Annotated in this window: 15 protein-coding genes; 12 read left to right on the top strand and 3 right to left on the bottom strand. The window is 69.6% G+C overall.

Annotation, left to right across the window (positions count from 1 at the left end):
• Window positions 1-175: 175 nt before the first annotated feature.
• From ABOD76_RS13885 to ABOD76_RS13930, 10 genes are all read left to right on the top strand, one after another.
• Window positions 176-1,882 (top strand): circularly permuted type 2 ATP-grasp protein, encoded by a 1,707-nt coding sequence (locus tag ABOD76_RS13885; protein WP_350242555.1) that lies wholly within the window; start codon window positions 176-178, stop codon window positions 1,880-1,882.
• A complete protein-coding gene (locus tag ABOD76_RS13890) occupies window positions 1,882-2,814 on the top strand; it encodes an alpha-E domain-containing protein (RefSeq protein ID WP_350242556.1) in 933 nt (310 codons plus the stop codon). The genes ABOD76_RS13885 and ABOD76_RS13890 overlap by 1 nt, the downstream gene beginning before the upstream one ends.
• A 76-nt stretch (window positions 2,815-2,890) precedes the next feature.
• Window positions 2,891-3,712, top strand: coding sequence for a transglutaminase family protein (locus ABOD76_RS13895; protein ID WP_350242557.1), 822 nt, complete (start codon window positions 2,891-2,893; stop codon window positions 3,710-3,712).
• Window positions 3,713-3,824: 112 nt separating this feature from the next.
• Window positions 3,825-4,916: a DNA polymerase IV gene (dinB, locus tag ABOD76_RS13900; RefSeq protein WP_350242558.1), complete on the top strand. Its 1,092-nt coding sequence runs from the start codon at window positions 3,825-3,827 to the stop codon at window positions 4,914-4,916.
• A gap of 94 nt (window positions 4,917-5,010) precedes the next feature.
• Complete coding sequence (locus tag ABOD76_RS13905; RefSeq protein ID WP_350242559.1) at window positions 5,011-5,553, top strand: MOSC domain-containing protein; 543 nt, start codon at window positions 5,011-5,013, stop codon at window positions 5,551-5,553.
• A gap of 72 nt (window positions 5,554-5,625) precedes the next feature.
• Complete coding sequence (locus tag ABOD76_RS13910) at window positions 5,626-6,081, top strand: MarR family winged helix-turn-helix transcriptional regulator (protein WP_350242560.1); 456 nt, start codon at window positions 5,626-5,628, stop codon at window positions 6,079-6,081.
• Window positions 6,082-6,085: 4 nt separating this feature from the next.
• Window positions 6,086-7,078: a ring-cleaving dioxygenase gene (locus tag ABOD76_RS13915; RefSeq protein ID WP_350242561.1), complete on the top strand. Its 993-nt coding sequence runs from the start codon at window positions 6,086-6,088 to the stop codon at window positions 7,076-7,078.
• Window positions 7,075-8,037: a ring-cleaving dioxygenase gene (locus ABOD76_RS13920; RefSeq protein ID WP_350242562.1), complete on the top strand. Its 963-nt coding sequence runs from the start codon at window positions 7,075-7,077 to the stop codon at window positions 8,035-8,037. The genes ABOD76_RS13915 and ABOD76_RS13920 overlap by 4 nt, the downstream gene beginning before the upstream one ends.
• Window positions 8,034-8,657 carry an alpha/beta hydrolase gene (locus ABOD76_RS13925; protein ID WP_350242563.1) on the top strand — a complete coding sequence of 208 codons (624 nt, stop codon included), beginning with the start codon at window positions 8,034-8,036 and terminating at the stop codon, window positions 8,655-8,657. Before ABOD76_RS13920 ends, ABOD76_RS13925 begins: the two co-directional genes overlap by 4 nt.
• Before the next feature lie 81 nt (window positions 8,658-8,738).
• The gene (locus tag ABOD76_RS13930) at window positions 8,739-10,022 is read left to right on the top strand and encodes an MFS transporter (protein WP_350242564.1); all 1,284 of its coding nucleotides are present in this window, start codon (window positions 8,739-8,741) and stop codon (window positions 10,020-10,022) included.
• 46 nt (window positions 10,023-10,068) lie between these two features.
• On the opposite strand, the gene ABOD76_RS13935 is transcribed toward ABOD76_RS13930, so the two are convergent.
• Window positions 10,069-10,884, bottom strand: coding sequence for an SDR family NAD(P)-dependent oxidoreductase (locus ABOD76_RS13935; protein ID WP_350242565.1), 816 nt, complete (start codon window positions 10,882-10,884; stop codon window positions 10,069-10,071).
• A 127-nt stretch (window positions 10,885-11,011) separates the two neighbouring features.
• Here ABOD76_RS13935 and ABOD76_RS13940 point away from each other — a divergent pair, with 127 nt between their 5' ends.
• Window positions 11,012-11,662, top strand: coding sequence for a TetR/AcrR family transcriptional regulator (locus tag ABOD76_RS13940; RefSeq protein WP_350242566.1), 651 nt, complete (start codon window positions 11,012-11,014; stop codon window positions 11,660-11,662).
• Window positions 11,663-11,714: 52 nt separating this feature from the next.
• Here the strand turns inward: ABOD76_RS13940 and ABOD76_RS13945 are convergent, their stop codons facing one another.
• Window positions 11,715-13,541 (bottom strand): acyl-CoA dehydrogenase C-terminal domain-containing protein, encoded by a 1,827-nt coding sequence (locus ABOD76_RS13945; protein WP_350242567.1) that lies wholly within the window; start codon window positions 13,539-13,541, stop codon window positions 11,715-11,717.
• A gap of 100 nt (window positions 13,542-13,641) precedes the next feature.
• Window positions 13,642-15,300: a long-chain-fatty-acid--CoA ligase gene (locus ABOD76_RS13950; RefSeq protein ID WP_350242568.1), complete on the bottom strand. Its 1,659-nt coding sequence runs from the start codon at window positions 15,298-15,300 to the stop codon at window positions 13,642-13,644.
• 199 nt (window positions 15,301-15,499) lie between these two features.
• Between ABOD76_RS13950 and ABOD76_RS13955 the strand changes: the two genes are divergently transcribed.
• The gene (locus tag ABOD76_RS13955) at window positions 15,500-16,639 is read left to right on the top strand and encodes an acyl-CoA dehydrogenase family protein (protein ID WP_350242569.1); all 1,140 of its coding nucleotides are present in this window, start codon (window positions 15,500-15,502) and stop codon (window positions 16,637-16,639) included.
• Window positions 16,640-16,710: the final 71 nt, after the last annotated feature.

Consider the following 16,710-nt stretch of genomic DNA (forward strand, 5'->3'; position numbering starts at 1 on the left):
GTCAGCCAGCCGGGTGACCGTCCCGGCGGCTCAGGGCAGGAGGCCTCCCACCGGGGCCTCCTGCTTTCTTTTGAGTGCCAGAACGGGTGGTCACCCTCAGGTGATGCATATATTTTCGCCTTCCGCTATCGTGATGCATGGCAGGCAGGCTGACAGAGCGGGTTGAGGACCACCGATGCTGAGCTACACTCCGGACGCCGCCTTCTTCGACGAGATCTACCTGCCGGACGGGACAGTCCGGCCGCACTACCGCGGCGTGCAGGCGTACCTGGACCGGCTGGGCGCGGCGGAGGTGCAACGTCGCCACGCGCTGCTGGACCTGGCGTTCCGCAACCAGGGCATCACCTTCACGGTGTATGGAGATGCATCCGGCACCGAGCGGACGTTTCCCTTCGACCCGGTGCCGCGCATCATTCCGGCCAGCGAGTGGGCGCACCTGGAGCGCGGCCTGCGTCAGCGGGTGCTGGCGCTGAACGCTTTCCTGCGCGACATCTACGGCCCTGGCGAGATCCTGAAGGACGGGGTGGTGCCGCGGGAGCTGGTGTACACCAGCAGCCACTTCCGGCGCGAGGTGCATGGGGTGCAGGTGCCGCTGGGCCTGTACACCCACATCGTCGGCACCGACCTGATCCGCGACGAGCACGGCGAGTATCTGGTGCTGGAAGACAACCTGCGCTCGCCCAGCGGCGTGAGCTACCTGCTAGCCAACCGGCAGGCCATGACCCGCATCTATCCCGGCATGTTCGAGTGCCAGGAGGTGCGGCCGGTGCAGCACTACACCAGCGCCCTGCTGGAGCTGCTGCGCTCGCTCAGCCCCCGCGACGTGGAGCCCACGGTGGTGCTGCTGACGCCCGGCATCTACAACTCCGCGTACTTCGAGCACGCCTATCTGGCGCAGCAGATGGGCATCGAACTGGTGGAGGGCCGCGACCTGTTCGTGGAGGGGGGGCGGGTGTGGATGCGCACCACCGCCGGGCGGCAGCAGGTGGACGTGATCTACCGCCGCATCGACGACGATTTCCTGGACCCGCTGACCTTCCGCCGCGACAGCGCGCTGGGCATTCCGGGGCTGGTGGAGGTGTACCGCCAGGGGCGGGTGGCGCTGGCCAACGCCATCGGGGCGGGGGTGGCAGACGACAAGGCGGTGTACGCCTACGTGCCGCAGATGATCGAGTACTACCTGAACGAGCGCCCGCTGATCCGCAACGTGCCCACCTACCTGGGCAGCAACCCGGACCACCTGGAGCACATGGTCCAGAACGCCGAGAGCATGGCCATCAAGGCGGTGGGCGAGGCGGGCGGCTACGGCATGCTGATCGGCTCGGCGGCCACGGCGGCGCAGCGCACAGAATTTCTGGAGAAGGTCCGCGCCAACCCGCGCAACTACATCGGGCAGCCGCTGGTGGCCTTATCGCGGCACGGCACCTTCTACCCGGATACCGGGCGGCTGGAGCCGGCCCACGTGGACCTGCGCCCGTACATTCTGGTGGGCCAGAACATCACCATCATTCCCGGTGGCCTGACCCGGGTGGCGCTCACGCGCGGCTCGCTGGTGGTGAACAGTTCGCAGGGGGGCGGCAGCAAGGACACCTGGGTGCTGGACACCGACGAGCCGCCCATTGCCCCCATCAACCAGCCGGGCGCCTCCGAGGCCGACATGGCCGCCTCCGACGAGCTGGCCAGCAAGACGGCCGGGCTCACCGACCCGGACGAGATCGCGCAGGTGGTGGTGCAGACGGCCCGGCGGCGCAAGGCCGAGGGGCAGGGGGCACGACGGGTGGGCCGCTCCGGCGTCACCACCTCCGGCACGCGCAAGAAGGTGGACGCTCTCCCTCCGGCCGCCCCGGCCAAAAAGCCGCGCAAAAAGGCAGGTGGCAAGTAATGCTCTCCCGGGTCGCCGAGTCGCTGTTCTGGATCGGGCGCTACGTGGAACGCGCCGAAAACACCGCCCGCCTGCTGGACGTGAACTACTACGCCACCCTGGAAGCCGCCGGGGTGGTGTCGGAGCAGTGGAGTCCGCTGCTCTCGATCTGCGGCAGCGAGGACGGGTTCCGCGAGCAGATGGGCCGCGCGGACGGGCGCAGCGTGCCGGCGTGGCTGGCCTTCGAGCGGGCCAACCCCGGCAGCATCGTGTCGAGTATCGCCCGCGCCCGCGAGAACGCGCGCGGCCTGCGCGACCGGATTCCTAGCGAGATGTGGGAGGCGATCAACCGGGCCTACCTGGGCCTGTGCTTCCAGGATGCCGGCGTGCTGGACCGCGACGAGCTGCACGAGTACTGCGTGGCCGCCCGCGACGCCAGCCACCTGTTCTTCGGGATCGCCTTCGCCACGCTGCCCAGAGACGAGGGCTGGTCGTTCCTGCGGGCCGGGCAGACGCTGGAGCGCGGCGACAACGTGCTGCGGCTGATGCAGGTGCGCTACCGCCAGCGCAGCGGCGACCTGCCGCAGCTGGCGGTGCATAACCACCGCTGGGTGGCGGTGCTCAAGACGGTCAGCGCCTACGAGGCCTACCGCAAACGCCGCCATAGCGGGCTGGACCCGCGCACCATCGCGGAGTTTCTGGTGCTGGAGACCGCGTTTCCGCGCAGCGTGGCCTACAGTGCCGAGAACCTGCTGGACGCCCTGACCCAGATCGAGCGGGCACACCCCGGCATTCACCCGGAGCTGACCCGTGAGGCGCGGTGGCTGTGTGCCCGGCTGCAGCACGCCAGCATCGACGAGGTGCTGGGCGGCGACCATCAGGGCCTGGACACGCTGCTCAGCGACTTCGCGGCGCTGGGGTCCGCCATTCACGCCGCCTACTTCACGGTTTGATGCACGCTTCCTTTAGGCGGCCTGTCAGGTCTGCGGCAGGCTTAGGGCGCTACCCTGAACTCCGGAGCCCCTAGGTATGCGCGCAGAGATCCGGCACGTCACAGAGTACAGGTACGCCGAGCCCGTCTGGGACTCGTTCAATGAAATCCGGCTGCATCCAGCCCGTGACGAGCGGCAGAACGTGCTGGCCTTCGACATCCGCGTCACCCCGGACGTGCCGGTCACGGTGCACCGCGACTACTTCGGCGGCCTGATCCACCACGTGCACGTCCACGAGCCGCACACCCTGCTGCGCATCGAGGCCCGCACGCTGGTGGTGACCTACCCGTCCCGGCCGCCGACCCCAGCGCCGGTGTCCAGCCTGACGCCGCACCGTGAGCCGCACGTGGAGTACCTGCTGGCCTCGCCGCGGGTGCCGACCGGCAGCTGGCCGGAGGTGTTCGGGGCGAGGCGGCCACAGCCGGACGACGACCTGCCCACCTTCCTGCTGGACCTGACCCGCTACCTGTACCGGCGGTTCCAGTACACCCCCGGCGCCACCGACGTCCGCACCTCGCTCTCGGATTTTGCGGGCACCGGGCGCGGGGTCTGCCAGGACTATGCCCACGCCATGCTGGGCATCCTGCGGACCGTGGGCATTCCGGCCCGCTACGTCAGCGGATACATCTACGCCGGCGCCGATTTTGTGGGGGCGGAGGCCAGCCACGCCTGGGTGGAGGCGTTCATTCCCGGCAGCGGCTGGACCGGGTACGATCCCACCAACAACACGGCCGTGGTGGAGGCGCACGTCAAGATCGGGCACGGGCGCGACTACAGCGATGTGTCGCCCATCAGCGGCCACTACCACGGCAACACCCGGGGCGTGCTGGACGTGGAGGTCAAGGTCTACGACCAGTAGCGCGGCCGCGCAGGAGCACGGCCAGCCGCAGAGGGCGCTTCATGGGCGACGGTCCCCTCGGATGCGGACACCGTTCCAGGGCGGTCCGTGTTACGCTTCAGACAGAAGCAACATGGACGTGCCGCCGCGCAAGATCATCCACATCGACATGGACGCCTTTTACGCCTCGGTCGAGATGCGCGACGACCCCCGCCTGCGCGGGCGCCCGGTGGCGGTGGCCTGGGGTGGCGAGCGCAGCGTGGTGCTGACCGCCAGCTATCCGGCGCGGACCTCCGGGGTGGGCTCGGCCATGCCGCTGCGGCGGGCGCTGCGGCTGTGCCCGGGGCTGCTGGTGGTGCCGCCGCGCTTCGAGGCCTACCAGGAGGTGAGCCGGCAGCTGCGGGCGCTGTGGCGGCAGCACACGCCGCTGGTGGAACCGCTGTCGCTGGACGAGGCGTACCTGGACGTGACGCCGCCGCCGGGCGTGCCGTTCAGCGCGGGCCGGCTGGCCCAGCAGATCCGGGCCGAGGTGTGGGACGCCACCGGGCTCACCTGCACGGCCGGCGTGAGCAGCAACAAGTTCCTGGCCAAGCTGGCGAGCGGGCTGCACAAGCCGGACGGCCTGACAGTGATCCGGCCGGAACAGGCGCCGGAGCTGCTGGCCCGCCTGCCGGTGTCGGCGTTCCACGGCATCGGGCCGGTGACCGCCGCGCGCATGGAGGAGCACGGCATCCACACCGGGGCCGACCTGCGCGCGGTGCCGCAGGACACGCTGGTCGGGTGGTTCGGCCGGGCCGGGGAGCACTTCTACCAGATCGCGCGCGGGCAGGATCACCGGCCGGTGGAGCCGGACCGCCCGCACAAGAGCATCGGGGTGGAGGAGACCTACGCGCAGGACCTGCGGGGGGTCCAGGCGGTGCGGGCGGTGCTGCCGCCGCTGGCCGCCACGCTGGAGCAGCGGCTGGCCCGCGCCGGGGTGGCCGGCCGGGTGCTGGTGCTGAAGGTCAAGTTCAGCGACTTCCGGCTGCAGACGCGCCGCCTGACCGTGCCTCAGCCGCTTCGACATGCGGACGAGCTGGAGCGCTACGGCGCCGCCCTGGTCCAGCCGGAGCTGCTGGGCGGCCGGGCCGTGCGGCTGGTGGGGCTCACGGCCGCCGGGCTGGAGCTGCCGGGCCGGGTGAGTCAGCCGCCGCTGTTCGGGGACGCGGAGCCTGCATACGGTTGACTGCCGCTGCATAGCACGCTATATTATTTTTATCACCGCCTGAGAGGGCGGATTTTTTGTGCCGGTATCCGGCGGTGTTGGTTACCATGGGCCCATGCAGGGAACAGTCACGGCGGTGGCCAGAAGCGGGGAGCATCACTTCAGCAAGGTGCCGGTGGCGTCGGTGGAGCTGGTGGCCCACCTGGGTGTGGCCCAGGATGCCCATGCGGGCGTCACGGTGCAGCACCGCTCACGGGTGGCGGTCAATCCGGATCAGCCGAACCTGCGTCAGGTGCACCTGATGCATGCCGAGCTGTTCGATGAGCTGGACGAGCGCGGCTTCACGGTACGGCCCGGCGACCTGGGCGAGAACATCACCACGCGTGGCCTGGACCTGCTGGCCCTGCCGCGCGGCACCCGGCTGCAGCTGGGCGCGTCGGCGGTGGTGGAGGTCACTGGCCTCCGGAATCCCTGCGGGCAGATCGAGGCGTTCCAGCCGGGGTTGCTGGCCGCCGTGCTGGAGCAGGCACCGGACGGCCGCTGGATCCGGAAGGCGGGCATCATGGGCGTGGTCTGCGCCGGCGGAACGGTGGCTCCGGGCGACGCAGTTCAGGTCACGCTGCCGCCCGAGCCGTGGGTCCCGCTGGAACGGGTCTAGAGCCCCGCAGAACTGACCCACCATGTAAGCTACATCACGCTTTAAATTTGAATTTAAATTTAAACTGGCGACATGACCACGGCACCTCACCCTCCCACCACTGATTCCGAGCGTCGCCGCGCCGTGCTGGCCTGGGCACGGCTGGGGCGTGCCTATCAGGCGCTGCTGCTGCAGACCGAGGCCAGCGTGCGGGACCACGGCCTGAGCGGCATGGAGTTCGACATTCTCGCGCACGTCGCCGGTCGGCCCGGCCTGACGCAGCAGGACCTGGCCTCACGGCTGTTCGTGAGCCAGGGCAACGTGACCTATCAGGTCAGCAAGCTGGAGGAGCGCGGCCTGCTGGAGCGGCGGCCCGCCGGACGCTCCAACACCCTGCATCTGACGGCGGCCGGTCAGGCGATCCACGACCGGGCAGCGCCCCAGCAGGGCGACCTGCACGCCCGCCAGTTCGCCGCCCTCAGCCCTGAAGAACAGGCTCAGCTGACCGCCCTGCTGCGCCGCCTGCATCCCACCGATTCAAAGGAGTGAACGTATGACCACCCTGATCCCCCACGGCCTGCACCATGTCACCGCCGTCACCGCCAATGCCCAGGCCAATCTGGACTTCTACACCCGCGTGCTGGGCCTGCGCATGGTCAAGCAGACGGTCAACCAGGACGATGTGTCGGCCTACCACCTGTTCTTCGCGGACGGGGTGGGCAGCCCCGGCAGTGACCTGACCTTCTTCGAGTGGCGGCTGCCGCGCCAGCAGCGCGGCAACAACGAGATCAGCCGCACCAGCCTGCGGGTGGCCAGCCAGGAAAGCCTGGAGTGGTGGGCGGCCTGGCTGAAGCAGCACGGGGTGCAGGCCGAACCCATTACTGAGATCCTGGACCGTCCCACCCTGCGCTTCGAGGACCCGGAGGGCCAGCGGCTCGCGCTGGTGGTGGACGGGGGCTTGGGTGACCCGGCCCACCCCTGGGACCTGAGCCCGGTGCCGGCCGAGCACCAGATTCGTGGCCTGGGGCCGTCGGAGCTGACCATCCCCAGCCTGTTTCCCACCTCCCAGGTGCTGAGCAAGGTGTATGGCCTGACGGCGGCCGGCAGCTACCCGGACCCGGAGAGCCCTGCGCATACGGTGCACGTGTTCCAGATGGGGGAGGGCGGCGCGCACGCCGAACTGCACCTGCGGGTGCGGCCGGACCTGAAGCCGGCCCAGTCCGGCGCGGGCGCGGTGCATCACCTGGCGCTGCGGGTGCGCGACGAGGACTACCGCGCGTGGCACCTGAAGCTGTCGGGGCTGGGGCTGCGCACCAGCGGCGAGGTGGACCGGCACTGGTTCCGGAGCATCTACTTCCGCGAGCCGCAGGGCATCCTGATCGAGCTGGCCACCGACGGCCCCGGCTTCGCCACCGACGAGCCGCTGGAGACGCTGGGCGAGAAGGTCGTGATGGCCCCCTTCCTGGAGCCGCACCGCGCCCAGATCGAGGCGGGCCTGACCCCGCTGAAGTATGACCCCCGTTCACTGAAGGAGCAGAACGCATGAAGCTGACCGGGATTCATCACGTGTCGTCGCTGACCGCGCACATCGACCGCAACCACCGCTTCTACACCGGGGTGCTGGGCATGCGGCTGGTCAAGAAGACCGTCAATCAGGACTCGCCCACCATGTACCACCTGTTCTACGCCGACGCGGCGGGCAGCCCCGGCACCGACCTGACCTTCTTCGATCTGCCGCATGCGGCCCGGCAGCACCGAGGCAACAACGAGATCAGCCGCACCAGCCTGCGGGTGGCCAGCGAAAGCAGCCTGCCGTGGTGGGCCGAGCGCCTGCAGGCGGCGGGCGCAGCGGTCCAGCCGGTCCGGGAGGAGTACGGCCGCCCGGTGCTCAACTTCGAGGACCCGGAAGGCCAGCGGCTGGCGCTGGTGCCGGATGGTGGCCGGGGACCCGGCGAGGTGTGGGCTGGGAGCCCGGTGCCGGCGGAGCATCAGATTCGCGGCCTGGGGCCGGTGCACCTGACGGTGCCAGACCCGGCGCCCACCCGGGACGCCCTGATCCGGGTGCTGCAGCTGCAGGAGGCGGGGAGTTACCCGGACCCGGACAGCCCGGAGCACGAGGTGCGGGTGTTCCAGGCCGGCGAGGGCGGCGCGGACGCTGAGCTGCACGTGCACATCCGGCCGGACCTGCCCCGGGCGCGGCAGGGTGCGGGCGCGGTGCACCACGTGGCGCTGCGGATTCCGGACGAGGCCCAGTACCACGCCTGGACCGCCCGGCTGGACGCGCTGGGCCTGCAGACCAGCGGTGAGGTGGACCGCCACTGGTTCCGTAGCCTGTACTGGCGCGGTCCGGACGGCATCCTGTACGAGTTGGCCACCGATGGTCCCGGCTTCGCCACCGACGAGGACGCGGCGCACCTGGGCGAGCGGCTGGTGCTGGCGCCCTTCCTGGAGCCACAGCGAGCCCGCATCGAGGCGGCCCTGACGCCCCTGGAGGTGACGACGTGACGGCCGTCACCCCGGAGCTGGGTTGGCACCACATCTATCAGGCGGGTCAGCCGGACGCCCCCACCCTGTTTCTGCTGCACGGCACCGGTGGCAACGAACAGAGCCTGCTGCCGCTGGCCCCCCAGGTGGCCCCTGGCTGGAACGTGCTGAGCGTGCGGGGCCGCAGCCTGGAGGAGGGGTTTCCCCGCTTCTTCCGGCGGTTCGATGCCCTGACCTACGACCAGGACCAGATCCGCAGCGAGTCGGCCGCGCTGGCCACCTTCCTGCAGGACGCGGCGGCCCAGTACGGCTTCGCGGCGAAGCAGGTCACGGCGCTGGGCTTCTCGAACGGGGCCAACATCGGGCTGGCGCTGCTGCTGCTGCACCCGGACGCGCTGGCTGGAGCGGTGTTGCTGCGTCCGGTGGTGCCGCTCCAGCCGCTGCCGGCTGCGCCGCTGGAGGGCAAGCGGGTGCTGCTGCTGGACGGCGCCCGTGATCCGTTCCGGCCCGCCGGGGCCGCAATCGCGCCGCACCTGCAGGGCCTGGGCGCGCAGGTGACCGCCCAGACGCTGCCCGCCGGCCACGACCTGACCCAGACGGACCTGCTGCTGACCCGCGACTGGCTGGCCGGGCCGCGCTAGGATCGGCCGCCAGTCATTTCATCTGAAAGCATTAGGGTGCAGGGCACCGACGGCGGGGGGCTGCCCCGGTAGAGTGGCGCGGTGAGTGCCCCTGCCCAGACCTCGGCCCTGCGTTTTCCGGAATTCCGCTGGCTGCTGGCCTCCAGCATCAGCAGCACCTTTGCCAGCCGCGCCCTGGCCGTGGTGATCGGCTACCAGATCTACCAGATCACCAAGAATCCGCTGGCGCTCGGCTGGCTGGGGCTGGTGGAGGCGGTGCCGGCTCTGGGACTGGCGCTGGTGGGCGGGCACTTCGCGGACCGGCACGACCGCCGCCGCATCCTGCTGATCACCCGCAGCATCCTGATCATCAGCGCCGTGCTGATGGCGCTGCTCTCCGGGGCCACGCCCAACATCCTGGGCCTGTACGCCCTGGTCTTCGCGTCCGGCCTGGCGCGCGGCTTCGGTGACCCGGCCGCCAGCGCCTTCGAGACGCAGGTGGTGCCGATGCAGGCGTACGTAAACGCCTCATCGTGGCTGGGCAGCGCGTGGCAGGGCGCCAGCATCGTGGGGCCGGCGCTGGGCGGCTTCGCCTTCGACCTGCTGGGGGTGCGCGGCGCGTACCTGCTGATCGCGGCCTTCCAGCTGATCGCGTGGCTGAGCGTGCAGCGCATCGCGCCCAAGCCGGTGGTGCAACCGGAGGGCGAGCAGGAACCGATTGGGCAGAGCATCCGCACCGGGGTGCAGTTCGTGACCCGCGATCCGGTGCTGGTGGGCAGCATGGCCCTGGACCTGTTCGCGGTGCTGTTCGGCGGGGCGGTGGCGCTGCTGCCGGTGTTCGCCAGCGACATCCTGAATGTCGGGGCCAGGGGCCTGGGGTTCCTGATCGCCGCGCCCAGCGTGGGCGCGCTGCTGGTGATGCTGTGGGCCACCCACCGGCCGCCGGTCCGGAACGCGGGCCGCACGCTGCTGCTGAACATTGCGGGCTTCGGGGTCAGCATCATCGTGTTCGCGCTCAGTACCAACCTGTACCTGAGCCTGGCCGCGCTGTTCTTCAGCGGCGCGTTCGACGGCGTGAGCATGGTGATCCGCCGGGCCATCCTGCGGCTGCGGACCCCCGATCACCTGCGCGGACGGGTGGCCAGTGTCAGCCTGCTGTTCATCGGGTCCAGCAACGAGATCGGGGCCTTCGAGAGCGGGCTGGCGGCCGGCTGGCTTGGCACGGTACGCAGCGTATGGCTGGGCGGGCTGGTGACGCTGGGGGTGGTCAGCATCGTGGCCGCCAAGGTGCCGGAACTGCGCCGGCTGCACCTGGACGGCAGCCCGCCGGAGCCGAAGGACGACCTGGAGCTGGAACGCTCCTCGCGGCTGGGCAACGCCGAGTAAGTAGTGTTGGTACCGGGCCACCCCTCCAGGGTGGCCCGGTGTGGTTTTACGCCTGCCGGTCCTGGGCGCGGCGCACCAGCCCCGGCACCACCCGGCGCGGCACGAAGCGCGGCAGCACGGTCAGGAGCTGGTTGGCGGCGCCCGTCACCTGCACCGCCTGCCCCCGGAACATCGCGTCCAGGCCCTGCCGCGCCACCTCCTCGGCGCTGAGCAGCATCGGGTTGCGGCTGGGGGTGGAGAGCAGCCGGGACGCTTCCATCTGCGCCCGGGCCTGGAAGCCGGTCTGCACCGGGCCGGGGCACAGCGCCGTGACGGCCACCCCAGTGCCGCGCACCTCCTCGTTGAGCGCCTCCGAGAAGCTCAGCACATAGGCCTTGCTGGCGTAGTACACCGCCATCAGCGGCCCCGGCATGAAGGCGGCGGTGCTCGCCACGTTCAGCACCCGGCCCCGGCCCCGCTCCAGCATCCCGGGCAGGAAGCGGTGGGTCAGCTCCGTAAGGGCCGTGATGTTCAGCTGGATCATGTCCAGTTCGTGCTGGCGCTCCAGGGTCCAGAACTCGCCGTAGCTGGCAAAGCCCGCGTTGTTGATCAGGAAATCCACCTTCAGGCCGCGCTCCTCCACCGTCTGCTGCAGCCGGGCGGGGGCCTGCGGGTCTGAGAGGTCCAGCGCCACCACGTCGGCCCGGATGCCGTGCTGGACCGAGAGGCGGTCGGCCAGCGTCTGGAGGCGCCCTTCCGAGCGGGCCACCAGCAGCAGGTGAATGCCGCGGGCGGCCAGCTGAACGGCCATGGCTTCACCGATGCCACCGCTGGCTCCGGTGATCAGGGCGGTGGGACGGGGGTCGGATGCGGGCTGTGTCATGGGGTCTCCTGACGGGGTTAACTTACCCTCGGTCAGTTCAGAGTAAGTGACCGAGGGTAAGTAAGTCAAGAGATGCCGGATAGGCGCTAAGAGAACGCTGCGTGTGGCTGCGTGCTATAACTGACCCATGGTTAAGCAGGTGCGCGCCCGCAGCGAGGAGGCCAAGCTGGAGCGGCGCAGCGAGATTCTGGCCCAGGCCCGCCGGCTGGCCACCACCGTGCGCTATCCGGACCTCACGCTGCAGCAGGTGGCCGAGCAGGTCGGGCTCAGCAAGCCGGCCCTCTACGCGTACTTTCCTACCAAAGAGGAGCTGTTCCTCAGCCTGACCCAGCAGGTGCTGGGCGAGTGGCTGGCCGCGCTGGAGCAGCACCTGCGGCTGGGGGCCCGCCATACTCCGGGCAGCCTGGCGGGCCTGATGGTCACGCTGCTGCGGGAGCGCCCTGAGCTGATGGTCCTGATGCCGCTGCTCTCGATGCTGTTCGAGCGCAACATCGGGGTGGAGCGGGCCCGCGACTACAAGCACTGGCTGGTGGAGCGCGCCGGTACGCTGGCGACGCTGCTGGAGCAGGCACTGCCAGGACTGCCGCCGGGCGCCGGGTGGCGGCTGCTGACCTACACCCAGGCGCTGATTGCCGGCCTGCAGCCCATGAGCGACCCGGCGGCCAGCGTGCAGCAGGTGCTGGACGACCCGCAGCTGAAAGCGCTGCGGCTGGAGTTCCTGCCGACCCTGCAGGACGCCCTCACCGCCCTGTGCCGGGGGCTGGTGGAGCCACAGTAATGCCCCGGGCCTGTTCAGGCCCGGGGCACCACAGAGACTGGAACTGACTGCCTTAGGCGTTCACCAGGCTCTGCTCGAAGCCGAACACCGCGACGTCGTCCACCGCGAGCGGGGCATTGCCAGCCTTGATGGTGGCGGCCAGGGCGCGGGTCTCGGGGAACAGCTTCTCGAAGTAGAAGCGGGCGGTCTGCAGCTTGGCCTTGTAGAAGCCGTCGCGGTCGTTGCCGGACGCGATCTGCCGCAGCGCGGCGCGGCTCATCAGCGCCCACAGGTAGGCGTAGGTCACGTGACCCACGTAGCGCAGGTAGTCCACGGCGGCGGCGTTGGCCTCGTCCGGGTCCTGCATGGCCTTCTGACCGATCACCATGGTGAGGGTGCCCACCTGCTGCGCGGCCTTGCCGAGCGTCTCCAGGTAGGGGGCCAGTTCCTCGATGTCCTGGCTCTCCTCCACGAACTGCTCCAGCATGCCGGCCAGCTTCTGCAGCTTCTTGCCGCCGTCGCCCAGCACCTTGCGGCCCAGCAGGTCCAGCGCCTGGATGCCGTTGGTGCCCTCGTAGATCTGGCCGATGCGGGCGTCACGGACGAACTGCTCCATGCCCCATTCCTTGATGTAGCCGTGGCCGCCGTACACCTGCTGGCTCAAAACGGTGCTCGTGAAGCCGTTGTCGGTCATGAAGGCCTTGGCGATGGGGGTCAGCAGCGCCACGATGTCGGCGGCGTCCTGGCGGGCCTGCTCGTCCGGGTGGTGGTGCTCGATGTCCAGGTTGAGGCTCAGCCACAGCGTCAGGGCGCGCGCGCCCTCGGTGTAGGCCTTGGCGGTCAGCAGCATGCGGCGCACGTCCGGGTGCACGATGATCGGGTCGGCCGGCTCGGAGGCCACCACACGCGGCTCGTGGCGCATCTGGATGCGGTCCTTGGCGTAGGCCAGCGCGTTCTGGTACGCCACCTCGCCCAGGCCTAGGCCCTGCATGCCGGTGCCGAGGCGGGCGCCGTTCATCATCACGAACATCGCCTGCATGCCCTTGTTGGCCTGTCCTACCAGGATGCCCTGGGCGCCGTCGAAGTTCAGCACGGCGGTGGCGTTGGCCTTGATGCCCATCTTGTGTTCCAGGCTGGCGCACATCACGCCGTTGCGCTCGCCCAGCGAGCCGTCCGGGTTCACCGTGTACTTCGGAACCAGGAACAGCGAGATGCCTTTGGTGCCCTGCGGCGCGCCCTCGATGCGGGCCAGCACCAGGTGCACGATGTTGTCGGTGAAGTCGTGCTCGCCGGCCGAGATGAAGATCTTGGTGCCGGTGATGCTGAAGGTGCCGTCGCCGTTGTCCACGGCCTTGGTGCGCAGCAGCCCCAGGTCGGTGCCGCAGTGCGGCTCGGTGAGGCACATCGTGCCGGTCCACTCGCCGGAGAGCAGTTTCGGCAGGTAGATGTCCTTGGTCTCGTCGCTGCCGTAGGCGTGCAGGGCGGTGTAGGCCCCGTGCGACAGGCCCGGGTACATGCTCCAGGCGATGTTGGCCGAGATCATCATCTCGCTGACCGCGTTGCCCACCACGTGCGGCACACCCTGGCCGCCGTACTTGGGATCGCCGTCCAGCGCGGTCCAGCCGGCCGCCGCGAACTGCCGGTACGCTTCCTTGAAGCCCTGGGGCGTGGTCACCACGCCGTCCTGGACGGTGCAGCCCTCGGCGTCACCGCTCATGTTGAGCGGCTGCACCACGTTGCTGGCGAAGCGGCCCGCCTCCTCCAGAATCTGCTCGGCCAGATCGGCGGAGTGCGTCTCGTTCTCGGCGTAGAAGGGGATGCCGGCAAGGGTCTGCTCGGCCTGCAGCACGTCCTGCATCAGGAATTTCATGTCGCGCAGCGGGGCTTTATAACTGGGCATGGCTGGTCCTCCGGGGTGAATTGGGTTCAATAACTTGAACTGAGTATAACAAATTCCGCCGGTTCCAAGTGGGCGTCAGCACCCAGGCTGCACCCCCGCTTCAGGCCCGGCCCGCCTCGTACTCGGCCCGCGCCGCCTCCTGCAGCGGACGCCACGCCACCTTGCCGGTGGGGCTGCGCGGCAGGCTGTCCACGAAGCGCACCTCGCGCGGGGCCTTGTAGTGCGCCATCTGGTTGCGCGCCCAGCTGATGAACTCCGCCTCGGTCAGCGCCTCACCCGGCTTCAGCACCACCAGCGCCCGTGCCTTCTCGCCGCTGCGCTCGTCCGGCACCGCAATCACCACCACCTCCTGCACCGCCGGGTGGGCGTGCAGCACATTCTCCACCTCGGCAGGCCACACCTTCATGCCGGCGGCGTTCACCATCCGCTTCAGCCGGTCCACGAAGAAGAAGAACCCCTCCTCGTCCACGTAGCCCAGGTCGCCGGTGCGGAAGTAGGTCTGGCCGTTCAGCTCGGTGAACGCCTCCGCGCTCGCCTCCGGACGGTTCCAGTAGCCCTTGAACACCTGCCCCCCCCGGATCACGATCTCGCCGGTCTGCCCGGTCGGCAGCTCCTGCAGCGTGTCCAGGTCGATGACGCGCGCGTCCACCCCGAACAGCGGAATGCCCAGGCACTGCAGCTTGGGGTGCTCCTGCGGGTTGCTGTGGCTCTGGGCCATCGTCTCGGACAGGCCGTAGCCTTCCAGGAAGGTGGTCCCGCTCATCTCGCTGAAGCGCCGGCCCAGCGCTTCCGGCATGGACGCGCCGCCGCCCGTTACCATCCGCAGGCTCCTCAGGTCGTCCGGCTGCAGCTCCGGGTTGGCCAGCAGGTCCACCACCATCGTGGCGGTGTTGGTCCAGACGGTCGCCCGGTACTCGCGGATCAGGATGCGGGCCGACTCGCGGTCCCAGCGGGCCAGCATCAGGATGGTGCTCCCGCCGTACAGCGGAATCAGCATGCTGTTCACGAAGCCGGTCACGTGGAAGTACGGCAGGGTGGCCAGAATCTGCTCGTTGTTGCTGTTGCCGCTCCACACCGCCCCGCCCACCACGTTGGCCTGCACCGTGCCGTGGGTGTGCATGCAGCCCTTCGGGAAGCCGGTGGTGCCGCTGGTGTACGGCATGACCGCCAGATCGTCGAAGCCCACCTCACAGAGGGGAGCCGGCTCGGCCTGCAGCGCCTGATCCCAGGTCACGTCGCCCGGCTGCAGCTCCGGCTGAACGTGCATGCCCGGCGGGAAGGGAATCAGGCCGCCCTCCACACCGTCCGCCAGCGTGACCGCCACCGCGTGCTGCAGCCCGCCCGCCTTGGCGTGGGCGTACAGTTCGGCCGCCACGATCCCCGCCTTGATGCCGGCGTCCTGCACGAAGAACCCGAACTCCTTCGGCCCCAGCATCGGCGCCAGCGGAATGATCACCCCGCCCAGCCGCCAGATCGCGTGGGCGGCCACCACCCACTGCGGGCTGTTCTGCAGGCACAGCATCACCCGGTCGCCCTTCCCGATGCCCTGCGCCGCCAGGTGGCCGCTGAAGCGGTCCGCCTGCTCCAGCAGCTCGCGGTAGGTGAGGGTGCGGCCATAGAAGCGGATGGCCAGCTTGTCCGGGTAGCGGCGGGCCGAGACCTGCAGGTTGTCGTAGAGGCTGGTGCGCGGCACCGCCAGGGTCTGCGGTTTGTTCGGCGGCCAGTAGCGCTGGGACGGGGTGGATTCAGTGGCAGTCATGGAAGCCTCCTTGGCAGATACCGTGTGGGATCGGGTGGGTTGTCGGGTCCTGCGCTGTGGGTGGACTCAGTATAAATGCCCGGCTGAGTGGCGGGCCGTGAAGGGCTTCATCCGGCAGTCAGGGTCCGGCGGAGGCGCCATGCCCGGAGCCGAGCCGCTAGACTGGCCGCCTCACCATCACCGCACCTGGAGGCAAGCTATGGACTTCACGCTGAGCGCCGATCTGCAGGACATCCAGACCACCATCCGCAGCTTCATGCTGGACGTGGTGGAGCCGCGCGCACACGAGATCGAGGACACCAACCGCATTCCGCCGGAACTAACGCGGCAGGCCGCCGAACTCGGCCTGTTCGGGCTGAGCATTCCCGAGGAATACGGCGGCACTGGCCTGAGCACCCTGGGCCGCTGCGCTGCCTACGAGGGGCTGGGGCACGGGCACATGGGTTTCGGCGGCATGGTCAGCGCCCACGCCAGCATCGGCACCAGCGGCCTCGTGCGGCTCGGCACCGAGGAGCAGAAGCGGCGGTTCCTGCCGGGCATGGCGGCCGGCGACATCATCGCGGGCTTTGCCATCACCGAGCCCACCAGCGGCTCGGACGCGGCCAACATCCGCACCCGGGCCACGCGTCACGGCGACGACTACGTGCTGAACGGCACCAAGCACTACATCAGCAACGCGCCGATTGCCGGGCTGCTCACGGTCATCGCCATCACCTCGCCCGAGAAGGGCACCAGGGGCATGAGCGCCTTTCTGGTGCCGATGGACACGCCCGGCGTGCGGGTGGGCCGCATTGACGAGAAGATGGGGCAGAAGGGCAGCCTGTCGTCGGAGGTGATCTTCGAGGACGCCGCCATTCCGGCCGGAAACCTGCTGGGGCCGCTGGACCTGGGCTACCGCGAGGCGCTGGGCATCCTGACCAACGGGCGGGTGGGCATCGCGGCGCGCTCCACCGGAGCCATGCAGCGGCTGCTGGACCTGTGCATCCAGCACGCCAAGGCGCGCGAGCAGTTCGGGCGGCCCATTGCAGAGTTCCAGGCGGTGCAGTTCATGCTGGCCGAGATGGAGGTGGACATCCAGACCAGCCGGCTGCTGTGGCAGAAGGTGGCCTGGATGGTGGACCAGGGCCAGGACGTGCGCCGGATGGCCAGCGTGGCCAAGTACCACGCCACCGAGGCGCTCTCGCGGGTGGCCGACAAGGCCGTGCAGGTCGCGGGCGGCATGGGCTACATGAAGGAGTACCCGATCGAGCGCTTCTACCGTGACCAGCGGCTGCTGCGCATCTACGAGGGCACCAGCGAGATTCAGAAGGTCATCATCGCCCGCGACCTGCTGGCCTGACGAGGGAAGACGTGACCCGAGCGGGCCGCTCTTGAGGGAAGGGCCTGGTCGCCCCTCCGCCTCCGCGCCTG

Origin of the sequence: Deinococcus sonorensis KR-87 (assembly GCF_040256395.1) — a bacterium.
Lineage (GTDB): Bacteria > Deinococcota > Deinococci > Deinococcales > Deinococcaceae > Deinococcus > Deinococcus sonorensis.